The sequence below is a fragment of the Jatrophihabitans cynanchi genome (assembly GCF_027247405.1).
In the GTDB taxonomy this organism is placed as follows: Bacteria; Actinomycetota; Actinomycetes; order Mycobacteriales; family Jatrophihabitantaceae; genus Jatrophihabitans_B; species Jatrophihabitans_B cynanchi.
Genome location: NZ_CP097463.1, coordinates 2,994,270 through 3,007,332, shown reverse-complemented (window position 1 = coordinate 3,007,332; position 13,063 = coordinate 2,994,270). Strand labels below are relative to the sequence as shown.

General features: G+C 71.9%; 16 protein-coding genes. 12 read left to right on the top strand and 4 right to left on the bottom strand.

What is annotated here, in order from left to right:
- Nucleotides 1-32: 32 nt before the first annotated feature.
- Together M6B22_RS14705 and M6B22_RS14700 are read right to left on the bottom strand one after the other, a co-directional pair.
- Nucleotides 33-911 carry a MerR family transcriptional regulator gene (locus tag M6B22_RS14705; protein WP_269442314.1) on the bottom strand — a complete coding sequence of 293 codons (879 nt, stop codon included), beginning with the start codon at nucleotides 909-911 and terminating at the stop codon, nucleotides 33-35.
- Nucleotides 912-926: 15 nt separating this feature from the next.
- Nucleotides 927-1,334, bottom strand: coding sequence for an SRPBCC family protein (locus tag M6B22_RS14700; RefSeq protein ID WP_331459736.1), 408 nt, complete (start codon nucleotides 1,332-1,334; stop codon nucleotides 927-929).
- 77 nt (nucleotides 1,335-1,411) lie between these two features.
- Between M6B22_RS14700 and M6B22_RS14695 the strand changes: the two genes are divergently transcribed.
- From M6B22_RS14695 to M6B22_RS14680, 4 genes are read left to right on the top strand one after another with little or no spacing between them, the layout of a single operon-like run.
- The gene (locus M6B22_RS14695; RefSeq protein WP_269442312.1) at nucleotides 1,412-2,716 is read left to right on the top strand and encodes an NAD(P)/FAD-dependent oxidoreductase; all 1,305 of its coding nucleotides are present in this window, start codon (nucleotides 1,412-1,414) and stop codon (nucleotides 2,714-2,716) included.
- The gene (locus M6B22_RS14690) at nucleotides 2,710-3,483 is read left to right on the top strand and encodes a DUF1365 domain-containing protein (RefSeq protein ID WP_407935712.1); all 774 of its coding nucleotides are present in this window, start codon (nucleotides 2,710-2,712) and stop codon (nucleotides 3,481-3,483) included. Before M6B22_RS14695 ends, M6B22_RS14690 begins: the two co-directional genes overlap by 7 nt.
- Nucleotides 3,480-4,820, top strand: coding sequence for a TIGR01777 family oxidoreductase (locus M6B22_RS14685; RefSeq protein ID WP_269442310.1), 1,341 nt, complete (start codon nucleotides 3,480-3,482; stop codon nucleotides 4,818-4,820). The genes M6B22_RS14690 and M6B22_RS14685 overlap by 4 nt, the downstream gene beginning before the upstream one ends.
- Entirely contained in the window at nucleotides 4,817-5,815 is a 999-nt protein-coding gene (locus M6B22_RS14680; protein ID WP_269442309.1) for an SDR family NAD(P)-dependent oxidoreductase, read from the top strand. Before M6B22_RS14685 ends, M6B22_RS14680 begins: the two co-directional genes overlap by 4 nt.
- A 35-nt stretch (nucleotides 5,816-5,850) precedes the next feature.
- On the opposite strand, the gene M6B22_RS14675 is transcribed toward M6B22_RS14680, so the two are convergent.
- Nucleotides 5,851-6,192, bottom strand: a complete 342-nt coding sequence (locus M6B22_RS14675; RefSeq protein WP_269442308.1) for a MerR family transcriptional regulator — start codon at nucleotides 6,190-6,192, stop codon at nucleotides 5,851-5,853.
- 150 nt (nucleotides 6,193-6,342) lie between these two features.
- On the opposite strand from M6B22_RS14675, the gene M6B22_RS14670 reads away from it, so the two are divergent.
- The 7 genes from M6B22_RS14670 (at nucleotide 6,343) to M6B22_RS14640 (ending at nucleotide 11,113) form a co-directional block, all read left to right on the top strand.
- On the top strand, nucleotides 6,343-6,774 hold the full coding sequence (locus tag M6B22_RS14670; RefSeq protein WP_269442307.1) for an Hsp20/alpha crystallin family protein: 432 nt from the start codon (nucleotides 6,343-6,345) through the stop codon (nucleotides 6,772-6,774).
- Nucleotides 6,775-7,332: 558 nt separating this feature from the next.
- Complete coding sequence (locus tag M6B22_RS14665) at nucleotides 7,333-7,689, top strand: J domain-containing protein (protein WP_269442306.1); 357 nt, start codon at nucleotides 7,333-7,335, stop codon at nucleotides 7,687-7,689.
- An 87-nt stretch (nucleotides 7,690-7,776) separates the two neighbouring features.
- The gene (locus M6B22_RS14660) at nucleotides 7,777-7,992 is read left to right on the top strand and encodes a hypothetical protein (RefSeq protein ID WP_269442305.1); all 216 of its coding nucleotides are present in this window, start codon (nucleotides 7,777-7,779) and stop codon (nucleotides 7,990-7,992) included.
- Between the two features lie 43 nt (nucleotides 7,993-8,035).
- On the top strand, nucleotides 8,036-8,506 hold the full coding sequence (locus M6B22_RS14655) for a hypothetical protein (protein WP_269442304.1): 471 nt from the start codon (nucleotides 8,036-8,038) through the stop codon (nucleotides 8,504-8,506).
- A gap of 74 nt (nucleotides 8,507-8,580) precedes the next feature.
- The gene (locus M6B22_RS14650) at nucleotides 8,581-8,892 is read left to right on the top strand and encodes a hypothetical protein (RefSeq protein WP_269442303.1); all 312 of its coding nucleotides are present in this window, start codon (nucleotides 8,581-8,583) and stop codon (nucleotides 8,890-8,892) included.
- Nucleotides 8,893-9,930: 1,038 nt separating this feature from the next.
- Nucleotides 9,931-10,830, top strand: a complete 900-nt coding sequence (locus M6B22_RS14645; protein ID WP_269442302.1) for a LysR family transcriptional regulator — start codon at nucleotides 9,931-9,933, stop codon at nucleotides 10,828-10,830.
- Nucleotides 10,831-10,930: 100 nt separating this feature from the next.
- Nucleotides 10,931-11,113 (top strand): tautomerase family protein, encoded by a 183-nt coding sequence (locus M6B22_RS14640; protein ID WP_269442301.1) that lies wholly within the window; start codon nucleotides 10,931-10,933, stop codon nucleotides 11,111-11,113.
- A 6-nt stretch (nucleotides 11,114-11,119) separates the two neighbouring features.
- Here the strand turns inward: M6B22_RS14640 and M6B22_RS14635 are convergent, their stop codons facing one another.
- The gene (locus tag M6B22_RS14635) at nucleotides 11,120-11,917 is read right to left on the bottom strand and encodes a class I SAM-dependent methyltransferase (protein WP_269442300.1); all 798 of its coding nucleotides are present in this window, start codon (nucleotides 11,915-11,917) and stop codon (nucleotides 11,120-11,122) included.
- Between the two features lie 143 nt (nucleotides 11,918-12,060).
- On the opposite strand from M6B22_RS14635, the gene M6B22_RS14630 reads away from it, so the two are divergent.
- Nucleotides 12,061-13,050 carry a polysaccharide deacetylase family protein gene (locus M6B22_RS14630; RefSeq protein ID WP_269442299.1) on the top strand — a complete coding sequence of 330 codons (990 nt, stop codon included), beginning with the start codon at nucleotides 12,061-12,063 and terminating at the stop codon, nucleotides 13,048-13,050.
- The last annotated feature ends 13 nt before the right edge of the window (nucleotides 13,051-13,063 follow it).

The following is a 13,063-nucleotide window of genomic DNA, read 5'->3' as shown; positions in this document are numbered from 1 at the left end:
CCGTCACAGGCCCGAGATCCTCGGCGCGTACATCACCTTCGGCCGCTGCGAGCCAACGCCGCGGACAGCGTCGCGGCCGCAGCGCCCAGGTCGTGGCCCAGCCGCAGGCACGGCTCCGGCAGCAGGTCCTGAGCGCGGCCGCCACCGGCGATCAGCAGGTCCGGATCGTGCTCGTGCAGGCGCGTCAGCACGCCGGCCCCCGCTCGGGCATCGCGACGTGCGGCAACCCCGACCACGACCGCGCGGCTCGGCCACGGCCGCAGCGCGTCCGCCGCCGTCAACCAGTCCTCTTCCGGGACGTCGGCTCCGAGGAAGACGGTCCGCAGCCCGGCGCGGCGGGCGGCCACCGCGAACGCGAGCACGCCCAGTTCGTGGCGTGCTCCCGGCGGCAGTCCGATCACGACGCGGGGGCCGCCCGGCCGCTCCCCGACGCCCTCGTACGCCATGGCCAGGCGGCGCATCACGCACTGTGCGGCGAGATGTTCCCCCGCGACGCTCACGGTGCCGTCGGCCCACGCGGTGCCGAGAGCCGCGAGTGCGGGCATCAGCCAGCCGTCCGCCACGCGCTCGAACGAGGCGCGACTGAACTCCTCGTCCAGGCAGCGGGTGAGCGCCGCCGCGTCGAGGTCACGCGCGGCAGCGAGGAACGCCGCGGTGTCGTGCGGCACGTCACGCGCGGTGTCCGAGTCCGCCGTGACCGTCGCACTCAGCTGCACCGCCGCCTGACTGGGTGCGACACCGCGCGCCACCAGGTCGCGCATGGCGAGCACCGTCTCGATCGCGGCGTCGTCGTAGAGCCGGTACCCGGACTCGGTGCGCTGGGGGGTGATCACGCCGTAGCGGCGTTCCCAGGCCCGCAGCGTCGCCTCGCTGACGCCGGTCGCCCGCGCCGCCATCCGGATCGTGTACACGGTGAGCAGTCTGGCTCAGAGCGCGTCGAGCGTCGCGCGCAGCTGCGCCGCCGCGCGGTCGCCGAAACGCTTCAGAGCGGGCCGGAGCAGCGGCGCGGCCAGGCGGGCCGGCCCGTGGAACTCGAACTCGGCCCGATAGCGCACCTGGGTCGTCCCGTCGTCGGCGGCGGCGAGCTGCATGGTGTCGGTCGCAGTGACGGTGGCGTTCCGACCGCGCAGCCGGATCAGCCGCGGGGACAGCAGGTCGACCACGACGTAATCCAGCTCGGTGCGTCGGCCGAGGAACCGCGAGACGTTGCGATACCGGGTGCCGACACCGCCGTCCCCGGACAGGCGCTCGGTGCGCACCGTGCCGGGGTCCCACTGCTCGGTGGTGGTGAAGTCCGCCAGGTAGCCGAAAACCCGATCCAGGGGCTGGCGCACGGTCACGCTCCGGTCAAGCCGCATAGTCTCTGTCCAATCTTTTGACAAACCTTATACAAAGACTCTACATTTCAGGAATGGATTCGACAAGGACCGACGTACGCAGCGGCGCAGGCGCGACGCGGCGGAGCGCCGTGGTGGTGGGCGCGGGCATCTCCGGCCTCACCGCAGCCCACCTGCTCTCCCGCACTCACAACGTGACGCTGCTGGAGGCCGACTCCCGTTTCGGCGGCCACGCGCACACGCACCGCGTGCCCGGCTCCGACGGCGGGGAGCTACGCATCGACAGCGGCTTCATCGTCCACAACGAGCGCACCTATCCGCACCTGCTGAGGCTGTTCGCCGAACTGGGTGTCCGCACCCGCCAGACCGAGATGAGCATGTCGATCACCTGCGACGGGTGCGGACTGTCCTACGCCGGTGGGCGCGGCCTGCCCGGCCTGCTGGCACAGCCGCGCCGGGCGGTAGAACCACGGTTCCTGGGCATGCTGGCCGATGTGCCGCGTTTCCACCGCCTCGCCCGCCGGGTGCTGGACGGCCGCGCGGCTCACCTGCAGGACGCTTCCCTCGGCGACGTCCTTGCGGCCGGCGGCTTCGGCGAGTACTTCGTGCGGCACTTCGCGATCCCGCTCGTCTCGTGCGTCTGGTCGGCCGGCGATCTGGACGCCACGGCCTACCCGGCGCGCCACCTGTTCCAGTTCCTCGACCATCACGGGATGCTCGCGATCACCGGCTCGCCCACCTGGCGCACGGTCGTCGGCGGGTCCGCCGCGTACGTGGACGCGATCGTCGCCCGGCTCCGCGACAGCCGCGCCCGGGTGCCGGTACGTTCCCTGACCCGGCACGAGGACGGTGTCGACGTGCGCACCGCCGACGGCGGGCTGCACCAGTTCGACGTGGCCGTGGTGGCCACGCACGCCGACCAGGCGCTGGACCTGCTCGCCGACGCCACGCCGGCGGAGAAGGAGGACCTGGGCGCCATCGGCTACTCGGTCAACGAGACCTGGCTGCACCGCGACGCGTCGCTGCTGCCTGCGCGCCGCGCGCGCTCGTCGTGGAACTACCGGATGGCCTCCTGCAGCACCCCGGCGGACAGGGTGTGCGTCAGCTACTGGATGAACCGCCTCCAGGGCCTGGACGACTCGGCGGATCACCTCGTCACCCTGAACGCGCCCGGCCGGGTGGCACCGCACCTGGTGACCGCGCGGATGCGCTACGAGCACCCGGTCTTCACCCACGCTGCGGTAGCCGCCGGCGCGCGGCTGCGCGAGGCGGGCGGGCCGCGGCTCGCCTTCGCCGGTGCCCATCTGGGGTGGGGGTTCCACGAGGACGGCTGCCGCTCCGGCGTCGAGGCCGCCGGACGGTTCGGGGGCCGCTGGTGACCGCCGCGCTGCCGCCGCTGCCCGCGCTTGCCGTCGGCACCGTGCGACACATCCGCCGCACGCCGCTGCACAACACCTTCACCCACCGCCACTACCAATGGCTCGTGGATCTCGACGCGTTGCCGGATCTCGGCCCGCTGAGACCCCTGGCACGCTTCGACGCGCGCGACCACCTCGACGGCGGGCAGGCAGGCGGCATCGGTGGCGACCTGCGCCGGTTGCTGGCCCGCCACGACCGGCCCGTGCGCCCTGGCGACCGGCTGCTGATGCTCACCCATGCGCGGGTGCTCGGACACGTGTTCAACTCGCTGACCGTCTACTGGGTCCTTGGCCAGGACGCCAGGTCGCGGACCGCAGTCCTGGAGGTGCACAACACCTACGGCTCGCGTCAGGCATACCTGCTGGACCTGGACGATCGCGGCCGGGCACGCACCGCGAAAGCCCTGTACGTCTCGCCGTTCAACGGCGTCGAGGGCGAGTACGCGGTCCGGCTGCAGTTGTCTGCTGACGAGCTCGGCGTGGTCGTCGGCCTCGACGTCGACTCCGAGCGGGTGCTGACCGCCAGCACTCGCGCCCGGCTCGTACCGGCGACTCGGCGGCAGGTGGTGCGCACCGCGCTGTGGCATTTGCCGATGCCGTTGCGCGAAGCTGTGCTGATCCGGCTGCACGGCATCGGCCTGTGGCGCCGGGGGTTGGCGATTCAGCCGCGCCCGGAAGCACGAGCGGGTTGCCCGGTGCAGGTGTCTTCGGTATTGGAGCGAGCATGAGCGCCGAGGCACGCAGCGTCGTCGCGGCACCGCTGCGGCAGGTGTTCGCCTGGCACGAGCGCCCCGGCGCGTTGACCCGGCTGCTCCCGCCGTGGCAGCCGGTCCGGGTGCGGCGCGAGGCGGACGACCTGCGCGACGGCCGCGCCGAACTGTCGCTGCCCGGTGGGCTGCGCTGGGTGGCGCAGCACCGCGACCTCGAGGCGCCGTACCGGTTCGTCGACGAGCTGGTGTCGTTGCCGCTGCGCTGGCGGCACGAGCACACGTTCGCGGCCGTGGACGACGCCCACACCGAGGTCCGTGACCGCATCGACACCCCGGTTCCGGCGCGACTGCTGGCGCCGATGCTGGCCTATCGGCACCGGCAACTCGCCGGTGACCTCGCGGCACACGGCTACTGGTCGGGTGCCCCGCTGACCGTCGCGGTGAGCGGCTCCTCCGGATTGATCGGGACGGCGCTGTGCGCGTTCCTGTCCACCGGCGGGCACCGGGTGATCCGGCTGGTTCGGGGCACGCCGGCCGGCCGGGACGCGCGGCACTGGGATCCGGCCGCGCCCGCCGCCGACCTGCTCGACGGAGTGGACGCCGTCATCCACCTCGCCGGAACGTCCGTCGCCGGCCGGTTCACCGACGGGCACAAGCGGGCCGTGCGAGAGAGCCGGGTGGGGCCCACCCGGCGCCTGGCCGAGGTCGCCGCCCGCGCGTCCGGCGGCCCGCGGGTGTTCGTCTGCGCCTCCGCCATCGGCTACTACGGGCCACGGCGCGGGGAGGAGGTGCTCGACGAGCAGGCCGAGCGCGGCGACGGCTTCCTCGCCGATGTCGTCGCCGAATGGGAGCAGGCCACCATGCCGGCCACCGACGCGGGGGTGCGGGTGGTGCAAGTACGCACCGGCGTCGTGCAGTCGCCGCTGGGGGGTGCGCTGCGCGTGCAGCGCCCGCTGTTCGGCGCCGGGTTGGGCGGCCCGGTCGGGGACGCCGATGCGTGGCTGTCCTGGATCGGGCTGGACGACCTGCTCGACGTCTACCTGCACGCGCTGCGCGACGAGAGCTTGCGCGGACCGGTCAACGCCGTCGCGCCGCACGCCGTCCGCGCCGGCGACTACGCCCGCACGCTGGCGCGGGTCATGCACCGCCCGGCGCTGCTGCCGGTGCCCGCGATCGGGCCCCGGCTGCTGCTGGGCAGCGAGGGTGCGCAGGAGATCGCGCTGGCCAGCCAGCACGTGACGCCGGCTCGACTCGCGGCAACCGGCCACCGGTTCCGGCATCCGCGGCTGGCCGACGCCCTCGCCCACCAGCTCGGCCGGGCCGGGCTCCCCGGCGCGGCGGAGCAGCCGTCGTGACCGGGCACCGCGAGCAGGTGACCCGCGAAGCCACCTGGGACCGTCTCCTGGACCGCAGCCTGCTCGGCTACACCCGCCTCGGCCCGATGCTACGGCGGCGGCGCTGGCCGGCCGACCCGCCACCCGGAGCGCTGGCCGGGCGGCCGGCCCTCGTGACCGGCGCCAACCGCGGAATCGGCAAGGCGATCGCCGAGGGGCTGGCCCGGCTCGGCGCCGAGGTGCACCTGGTGGTGCGCGACACCGCCGCCGGCCAGCGGGCCCGCGCCGACCTGCTCGAGGCCGTCCCGGGCGCCGACGTCCGGGTCGACGGGTGCGACATCAGCTCACTGGCTGCGGTGCGCGAGTACGCCGCGACCGTCGCGCCCGGCGTGCGGGTGCTGGTCCACAACGCCGGGGTGCTGCCTGCTACGCGGCAGGTCAGTGTCGACGGCAACGAGCTGACCCTCGCCACGCACGTACTCGGTCCCCACCTGCTGACCGCGCTGCTGGCACCCTCGCTCGCGGCGGACGCCCGGGTCATCTGGCTGACCTCCGGCGGCATGTACACGCAGGGGTTGGAGCTGTCCGACCCGCAGTACGAGCGCGGGGACTACCGAGGTGCCGCGGCCTACGCGCGGACCAAGCGGATGCAGGCCGTAATGGCCACGCTGTGGGCCGAGCACCTGGCCGGGACGGGCGTCGGCGTGCACGCGGCTCACCCGGGCTGGGTCGCCACCGGTGGGGTCGCGACGTCGCTGCCCCGGTTCGCCGCCCTGACCCGGCCGCTGCTGCGCGGGGCCGATCAGGGCGCGGACACCGTCACCTGGCTGGCCGCCACCGACGTCCCGGGCCTGGGCACAGGCCGGCTGTGGCACGACCGCGCCCCGCGGCCGCTGCATTACCTGCGCCGCACCCGCGAAACGTGCGAGCAGCGCCGACAGCTCTGGCGGCTGTGCGTGGACCTGACCGGCGCGCCGGCCGAGAAGCCGGGCCCCGCGGACGCGACGCAGCGCTGAGTTCCGGTGCTCGGCGCCGGCGTGGCAACTCGCGGTCAGCCTTGCTCCGGACGCCGCGACCGCCGTCTCGGTTGCGGCGCTTGCGCGCTCTGGCGCGTGGGCGGGTCACCCGCCCGCAGTTCGCTGTTCTCGTCCTGCAGGTCGAGCACCATGCGGATGCCGGCCAGGTTCAGCCCGGCGGCGAGCAGGTCGCTGATGCGCCGCAACCGGTCGAGGTCGTTCACGCTGTAACGGCGGGTACCGCCCTCGGTGCGGGCCGGTTCGAGCAGGCCGCGAGCCTCGTAGAGCCGCAGCGTCTGCGCGCCCAGGCCGGCCAGCTCGGCGGCCACCGAGATGCCGAACACGCCGCGTGCATCGTCAGGCCGGGGTGCCCCCATCAACGGCTCTCCTTCTCAGCGGATCGGGCTGCTGCCCTCTTGCGACAGCATTCCGCATGTGCTAAAAGAAATCTACAGCGCATGCCATAGATCGTACCCAGCGAGCTATGGCCGAGCATCAACAGAACGACGCGATGGAGGTGGACACCGATGCTGATGCGCACCGATCCGTTCCGTGAGCTGGACCGGCTCACCCAGCAGGTCCTCGGCGCCAACGGCACGCTGGCGCGTCCGGCCGTGATGCCGATGGACGCGTGGCGCGAGGGCGACACGTTCCACGTCGAGTTCGACCTTCCCGGCGTGAACCCGGAGTCGATCGACTTGGACGTGGAACGCAACGTGGTGACCGTCAAGGCCGAACGCCCGACCCGCGACGGCAACGCGGAGATGATCGCAGCGGAGCGCCCGCGCGGGGTGTTCAGCCGGCAGTTGATCCTCGGCGACAACCTCGACACCCAGCACATCGAGGCCAGCTACGACGCCGGTGTGCTCACCCTGCTGATCCCGGTTGCCGAGCAGGCCAAGCCGCGCAAGATCGTCATCAGCAGCAAGGGCGAGGACCGGCAGGCGATCAACGCCTGACCCGGGCAGGTGACGTCATGGTCGCCCTGACCGGACCCGGCCGCACGCGCGCTGTCGAGGACGAAGAGTTCGTCGCCCTCGTGTGCGCGGACGAACAGTTGCTGCGGGCCGAATTCGACGCGATCGTCGCGGCGGAGTGGCCCGGACCGCCGCCGGACGCACCGGGAGGCCGCTGCGACCGCGAGCGGTCCCACCGCCCACCCACCCGGCGTCCGGCGCCGTTCACCACCCCACCGGGTACGTGCGGCCACGGCTGCATCGGAGCACGGCGCCGGCAACGTTCTCCTCCGGCCTTGCAGACGTCCCGATGTTGCGGACGTCCCGATGTCGACAGAGGTGTCTCGAGACCGAGAGGCAGGTGACAGACCCGAATACCGATCCACCATCAGTCGGTGACCGATGGCTCCGTCCGCACCCGATTCCTTCGAGCGCCCGACGCATACCGCGCGGCGTCCGCGCCCACGGCGCACAGCACCACGCGGACCGGGCACGGTCATCGGCCCGGCGAGTCCCGGCCGACCGGCCGGGACTCGCCGGCGGACCCCACACCTTGCGATCATGAGCGACGAAACACCTGACCTCTACGCCGTTCTGGGGATCACCGCGCAGGCAACCCCGGCGGAGATCAGCCACGCGTACCGGAGCCTGCTGCGGCATCACCACCCGGACACTCGCGGGATCGGCGACCAAGCCCACGCCACTGCCTCCGACAATGCTCTTCAGCAGGTGCTTGCCGCCTACTCGGTGCTCGGCGACCCCGTCCGGCGCGCCGCCTACGACCGAGGTGTGGCCGCGCGATCACAGCCCGTGATCGTGCGCCGGCAGCCGCAACATCCCCGGCCGCCACGAGGCAGCAGCGTGCCGACGCCGCCGATCGTGGCCGGACCCGTCCGCTGGCATCGCGGCCCACTGTGAGCGGTTAGCAGGGGCTGCGGCTCCGTGTGGCACCTGCTCGCGCCCCAGGGCGACCGGCGAGCGTGATCTTCGCAGTATCGTCTGCCCGTGAGCGCCGACGGTCTGTACGCGGAGCAGCGCGCTCGCGTGCTGATCGACGCTCAACTGACCGCCGCGGGCTGGCACGTGGCCGATCCACCCTTCGGGCGCAAGTCCTCGGTGACAATGATCGGTGCTGTTGGGCGGGAATCGCGCCATGACCTGGAGGTCGTGCGCGACGACGCTCGAGGCAGCCGCCGAGTGACTGGCCCATCAGATGGGTGAGCCTTGGCCGGTCCTCACCATCGATGACTGGACGGTTGCCGGCGTGGAGAAGCAGGGCCGCCATCCCCATCGCTGGCTCCGGCACCCGGCCCAGAAGCGAACCTGGCTGTTCAAGCCAGCTCGCTTGGAGCGCGAGCGCTCCGCAGGTGAGGACGTCGCCGAGAAGCTCGCCTGCGAAATCGCGCGCCTTCTCGGGGTGCCGGCAGCACCTGTCGACCTGGCACGGAGGGACGGTGTTCGCGGTGCGCTCGTGGAGGATGTGCGCCCGCCGAACTGGGAATTGCAGGCCGGGCGTACCCTGATGCCCGAGGTCGTGCCGGATTACGACCCTGATGATCCTGAACAGCGCGGGTACAACGTCCTGGCGATACGTGAAGCACTTCAGCGCTTCGCGCCACCTCCGGAATCGGATCTGCCACCGGAGTTCGGCGCCTTCGACGTGTTCACGGCTACCTCCTGTTCGATGCGCTCATCGCGCATGGCGATCGTCACGACCGAAACTGGGCGGTGCTAGTTCCGCCGCCCGGATCGAGCGCACCGGAAGCGCTGTGCGCATCGTTCGACCACGCCGCCAGTCTGGGTTTCCTATTGACCGAGGAAGCCCGCGCCCACCACGTGGATAGCGGCACGGTCGCAGAGTGGGCGCACAGCGGCCGGGCAAGACGATTCGAGCACCAACGGGGAGTTCAACGACAGACGCTGGTCGATCTCGCCGCGTCGGCAGTCGCACACTGCCCATCGGACACTGGCACCTACTGGCACGAGAGGATCCTGTCGGTGGATGCTGGTTCCATCGAGGGGCTGGTCGAGTCCGCGCCGGGCCTGTCCGCTGCGACCCGGCGGTTCATCACTGAGCTCGTGTTGATCAACCGAGGGAGGTTGATCGATGTCGTCCGCTGAGCTGCTCTCACCAGACGTTGATCGTGCCGTGCGTCGATTCGCCGTGGCGTGGCGGAACCGACCGCTACGGCTCATCGCCCCCGTCGCTGTACTCGATCACAGCGCGACAGGCTATCGCTTCCAGTACCTGGCAGGCGTCCAGGACAAGGTCGACGGCTTCAGGCCATTCATCGGGTTCCCCGACCTCAAGCGAGTCTATGAATCGATGCGGTTGTGGCCGTTTTTCGACCTACGGATCATGGACCGGAAGCGTCCCGACTTTCCTGAATACCTACGCCAACTCGGCCTTCCGCCTGACGCATCCCGACTGGACATTCTGAGTCGCAGCGGGGGGGGAGCAGAAGGGCGACAGCGTCCTGCTGGTCGAGGCACCCGTTGTCGCTGATGACGGAGCCACAGAATCGATCTTCCTAGTTCGTGGATCTCGCTACGCAGGACCCGAGAGCCGGACCTCAACGGCCGTCGACCAACTCCGAGCAGGTAGTGAGCTCTCGATCGACGACGACAGCGCCAACGAGGCGAATGCCGACGCGCTCCTGCTGACAACCCCGGACGGCGTGCCAGTCGGGTGGGTGCCCGACCTCTTGATCGACTACGCGCGCCTAGTGCGCGCTGCGGGTGGCCAGGCAACCGTCCTTCAGAACAACGGGCCTGGCGCACCGTGGCATATGCGGTTACTCGTGCGGGTTGCTGGGCACGTCCCGGCGGGTACTGCCGTTTTCACCGCCGGTCAGTGGCCGCCGGTGCATTGAGAGTGCGGCTCTCGCCTAGACTTCGAGGCAGTGCGCTCCGATGCGGCCGGTGAAACAAACGGCTTCGGGACCAGCGTTGGGGATGACCTCTGGGTCTGCGCTCTAGTCGTACGGGCCCCGGCCTCGCCTCCTGGCTTGAGGCCGGGGTCCAATCGAAAGACACCCGCGAAGGGTCCTTGCCCCCCTCTGCGAGCTGCTTCGGCAGATGGCTACAAACGCAAACCGGCACTCGCATTCCGAGCTGCCGACGCGCCCTGTGGGTCTGGGTGGCTGGCAGGATGAGCGCGTGGAGCTGCGGCAGCTTGAGTACTTCGTCGCGGTGGCCGAGCAGTTGCACTTCGGCCGGGCCGCAGCCACGCTGTCGATCGGGCAGCCCGCCGTGAGTCAGCAGGTGGCCCGGCTGGAGCGCGAACTCGGTGTCGTCCTGTTCGACCGCTCGGGGCGGACGGTGCGCCTGACCGTGGCCGGCAGCCGGTTTCTGCCCGCGGCCCGCGAGGTGTTGGCGGCAGCCGAGCGCGCCCGCGGCGCAGTCGCCGACCCGACGGCGACCGGCGCGTCGCGCACCGTGCGGCTCGGCAGCAGCGCCGGTCTCGGTGACCGGCTGGGCCGGGTGTTGCGCGCGCTCGGTGAGCTGCTGCCCGGGACGGCGGCCGAGCTGGTGAGCGCGCCGACGCGGGCGCGGTTGGAGCGGGTCGCCGGCGGGCAGTTGGACGCCGCCTTCGTGCGCGGCGTGAGCTCCGCGCCGGGCGTCGAGCTGGTCGAGGTGTGGCGTGACCGGCTGCTGGTGGTGCTGCCGTCGTCAGCGGATCGAGCCGCGGACACGCCGATCCGGCTGGCCGAGTTGGCCACCCTGCCGCTGCGGATCGTGGCGCGGCGGCTGAACCCGCCCTTGGTCGACCTGGTGCTGAATGCCTGCGCCGCCGCGGGATTCACACCGATCCTCGGGAACCATCCCGGCACGCTGCAGGACCTGATCGCCGCGATCGGTTCCGGGTCCCCGAGCTGGACAGTGCTCTACGAGCCGCAGGCGCGGGCGCTGCATTCGCCACAGGTGCGGTTCCTGCCGACCGAGCCGGCGCTGACCATGCCGACCGCGCTCGCCGTGCGGGCGGACGCCACCTCGCGGCAAGTCGCGCCGCTGCTCCGCGCGTGCGCGATGGCTGCATCCGGCGATCAGGAATCGTGATCGCGGCGAGTTGCCATTGCGTCTCGATCGCGGGCACACGGCCGGGTCGAATGGGTGGGACGGCAGATCGCTGTCGAGATCCTCAACCACGGAGGTTGCCATGCCCACCGTCACCGTCCTGCAAGGCCCGCGCAGCGTCGAACTCAAGCGCGCGCTGGTGAACGGCATCACCGACGCATTCGTCGACACCCTCGGCGTACCCGCCGCAAGCGTCCAGATCTGGATCCAGGAGACGCCGGCCGACAGCTGGGGCCAGGGCGGCGTCCTGACAGCTGACAAGTAGAGGCCGTCAGCCCGGCGTGCGTCCGACGAGATGGAAGACGCGACTGAGCTGCCGATACGGGTCGCGCCGACTGGCTTCGAGTTCGACGGCTGCCGTGGCCGCCACCTGCTCGGCATCGCCGGCGTCCAGCTCGACGCCGCTGAACTCGAGCCAGTCGACGAACAGCCATACGCCGTACCAGCGTTCCGGCTCGACGCCGCGATCCAGCAGCAGCTGGCTCAGTTCCTCGACGGTGTCGGCCCGGGCACGCACGCCCAGCACGCCGGTCCCCGTCCGGACGTCGAACGCGGCCAATGCGTCCGCCCACCGCCGTTCCAACGCCGGCTGGATCGCGGTCGTGTTCGCGTTGCCGGTCATGATCGAGACGACGCCGCCGGGAGCCGCACACCGGCACAGCTGGTCGACCATGGGCTGCGGGTCGTCGAGGTAGCCGAGCACGCCGTGACACAGCACGGCGGCGAACCGCCGACCGCCTACAGCGGCAGCCGCGTCCAGGCCGTCGGCCTCGACGAGCGTCACCCGTTGCTGCGCCTCGCCCGGCAACTGCTGCAGCCGCCCGCGCGCCTTGTCCAGCATCGCGGGGGAGGAATCGAGCAGCGTGACGTCGTACCCGGCCTGTGCCAGCGGGAACGACTGATTGCCCGCGCCGCCGCCGACGTCCAGCACTGACGCAGGCGGCGCAGGCAGGTGATCCAGCAACTGGTGGTGCATGACGTAGGTGCGCACGTAGCCCTTGACGGTCGCGTACGCGCCGTCGACGAACCGGCTCGCCAGCTGCGAACTCGCCCAGGGGTCCTCGCTCATCGGCCCACGATACGAGCGCACCGGCGCCGGCTCCGCGGGGCAGTCGCGGCGCGCGTGCCCTTGGTCCCGCCACCGGGTGCCGGCCGACCGTAGCGATCCGGGCGTCAGCGACCTGCAATGGGGACGTACCCCCGGGGGGCGAGATGGCCAGGCGCAGCCGCACGAGCATCGCGTGGGTCATCGGCGCGTCCGCCGTCGCCGTGGCTGTTGCGACGGTGGGTGTCGTGATCGCCGTTCGTGGCACGGGTGGCGGTCCTGCCGCGCGGGCGCCGACAGCCACCGCGTCCGGGCACCCTCCGGCGAGCGCGACGTCCTCCGCACAGCCCACGACCGCCCGGCCGACGGCGCCCCGACCGACGACCGTCCGGCCGACGAAGACCCTCCCCACGACCGTCCGGCCGACGACGCCCCGGCCGACGACGAGTCCACCCACGACGGCCCCGCCCACGACGGCGAGCACGTCGCCGACCGGCACTCGACCGGCGGCCACCCCCTTCCCGCCCGCGCTGCGCGGTCAGGACGTCACCGTGCTGCCGACGAGCCGGCGAGCAGTCGCGCTGACGTTCGACGCCGGGGCGAACTCCGCAGGGCTCGCCAGCATCCTGCACACCCTCGCCGACGAACACATCGCCGCGACCTTCTTCCTCACCGGCAGGTGGGTCGAGGCCAATCAGGCCGGCGTCGCGGCGATTCACGCGGGCGGTCACCGGATCGGCAATCACACGATCACCCACCCGCACCTGCCCGCGCTGAGCAGCGCCGCGATCGGCACCGAGGTGCTGGGCGCGCAGCGGATCATCCGGGCCGCCGGTGCCGACCCCCGGCCGCTGTTCAGATTCCCCTACGGCGACCGGGATGCCCGGACCATCGCTGCGGTGAACGACCTCGGCTACGTGGCCGTGCGCTGGACCGTCGACACCCTCGGCTGGGAGGGCACCGGCGGCGGGATGAGCGCCGCGAAAGTCGTCGATCGGGCGATGGCCGGGCTGCAGCCGGGCGAGATCGTGCTCATGCACGTCGGCTCCAACCCCGACGACGGCACGACGTTCGACGCCGACGCGCTGCACGCCATGATCGAGCGGATGCGCCAGGCCGGCTACCGCTTCCTCACCCTCGACGCGCTGCTCGCCTGAACGAGTGCACCCG

Coding starts and splice junctions, on each gene's coding strand:
- M6B22_RS14695 (WP_269442312.1), top strand. CDS start 1,412: ATGGATTCGACAAGGACCGACGTACGCAGCGGCGCAGGCGCGACGCGG.
- M6B22_RS14685 (WP_269442310.1), top strand. CDS start 3,480: ATGAGCGCCGAGGCACGCAGCGTCGTCGCGGCACCGCTGCGGCAGGTG.
- M6B22_RS14675 (WP_269442308.1), bottom strand. CDS start 6,192: ATGGGGGCACCCCGGCCTGACGATGCACGCGGCGTGTTCGGCATCTCG.
- M6B22_RS14670 (WP_269442307.1), top strand. CDS start 6,343: ATGCTGATGCGCACCGATCCGTTCCGTGAGCTGGACCGGCTCACCCAG.
- M6B22_RS14665 (WP_269442306.1), top strand. CDS start 7,333: ATGAGCGACGAAACACCTGACCTCTACGCCGTTCTGGGGATCACCGCG.
- M6B22_RS14640 (WP_269442301.1), top strand. CDS start 10,931: ATGCCCACCGTCACCGTCCTGCAAGGCCCGCGCAGCGTCGAACTCAAG.
- M6B22_RS14635 (WP_269442300.1), bottom strand. CDS start 11,917: ATGAGCGAGGACCCCTGGGCGAGTTCGCAGCTGGCGAGCCGGTTCGTC.
- M6B22_RS14630 (WP_269442299.1), top strand. CDS start 12,061: ATGGCCAGGCGCAGCCGCACGAGCATCGCGTGGGTCATCGGCGCGTCC.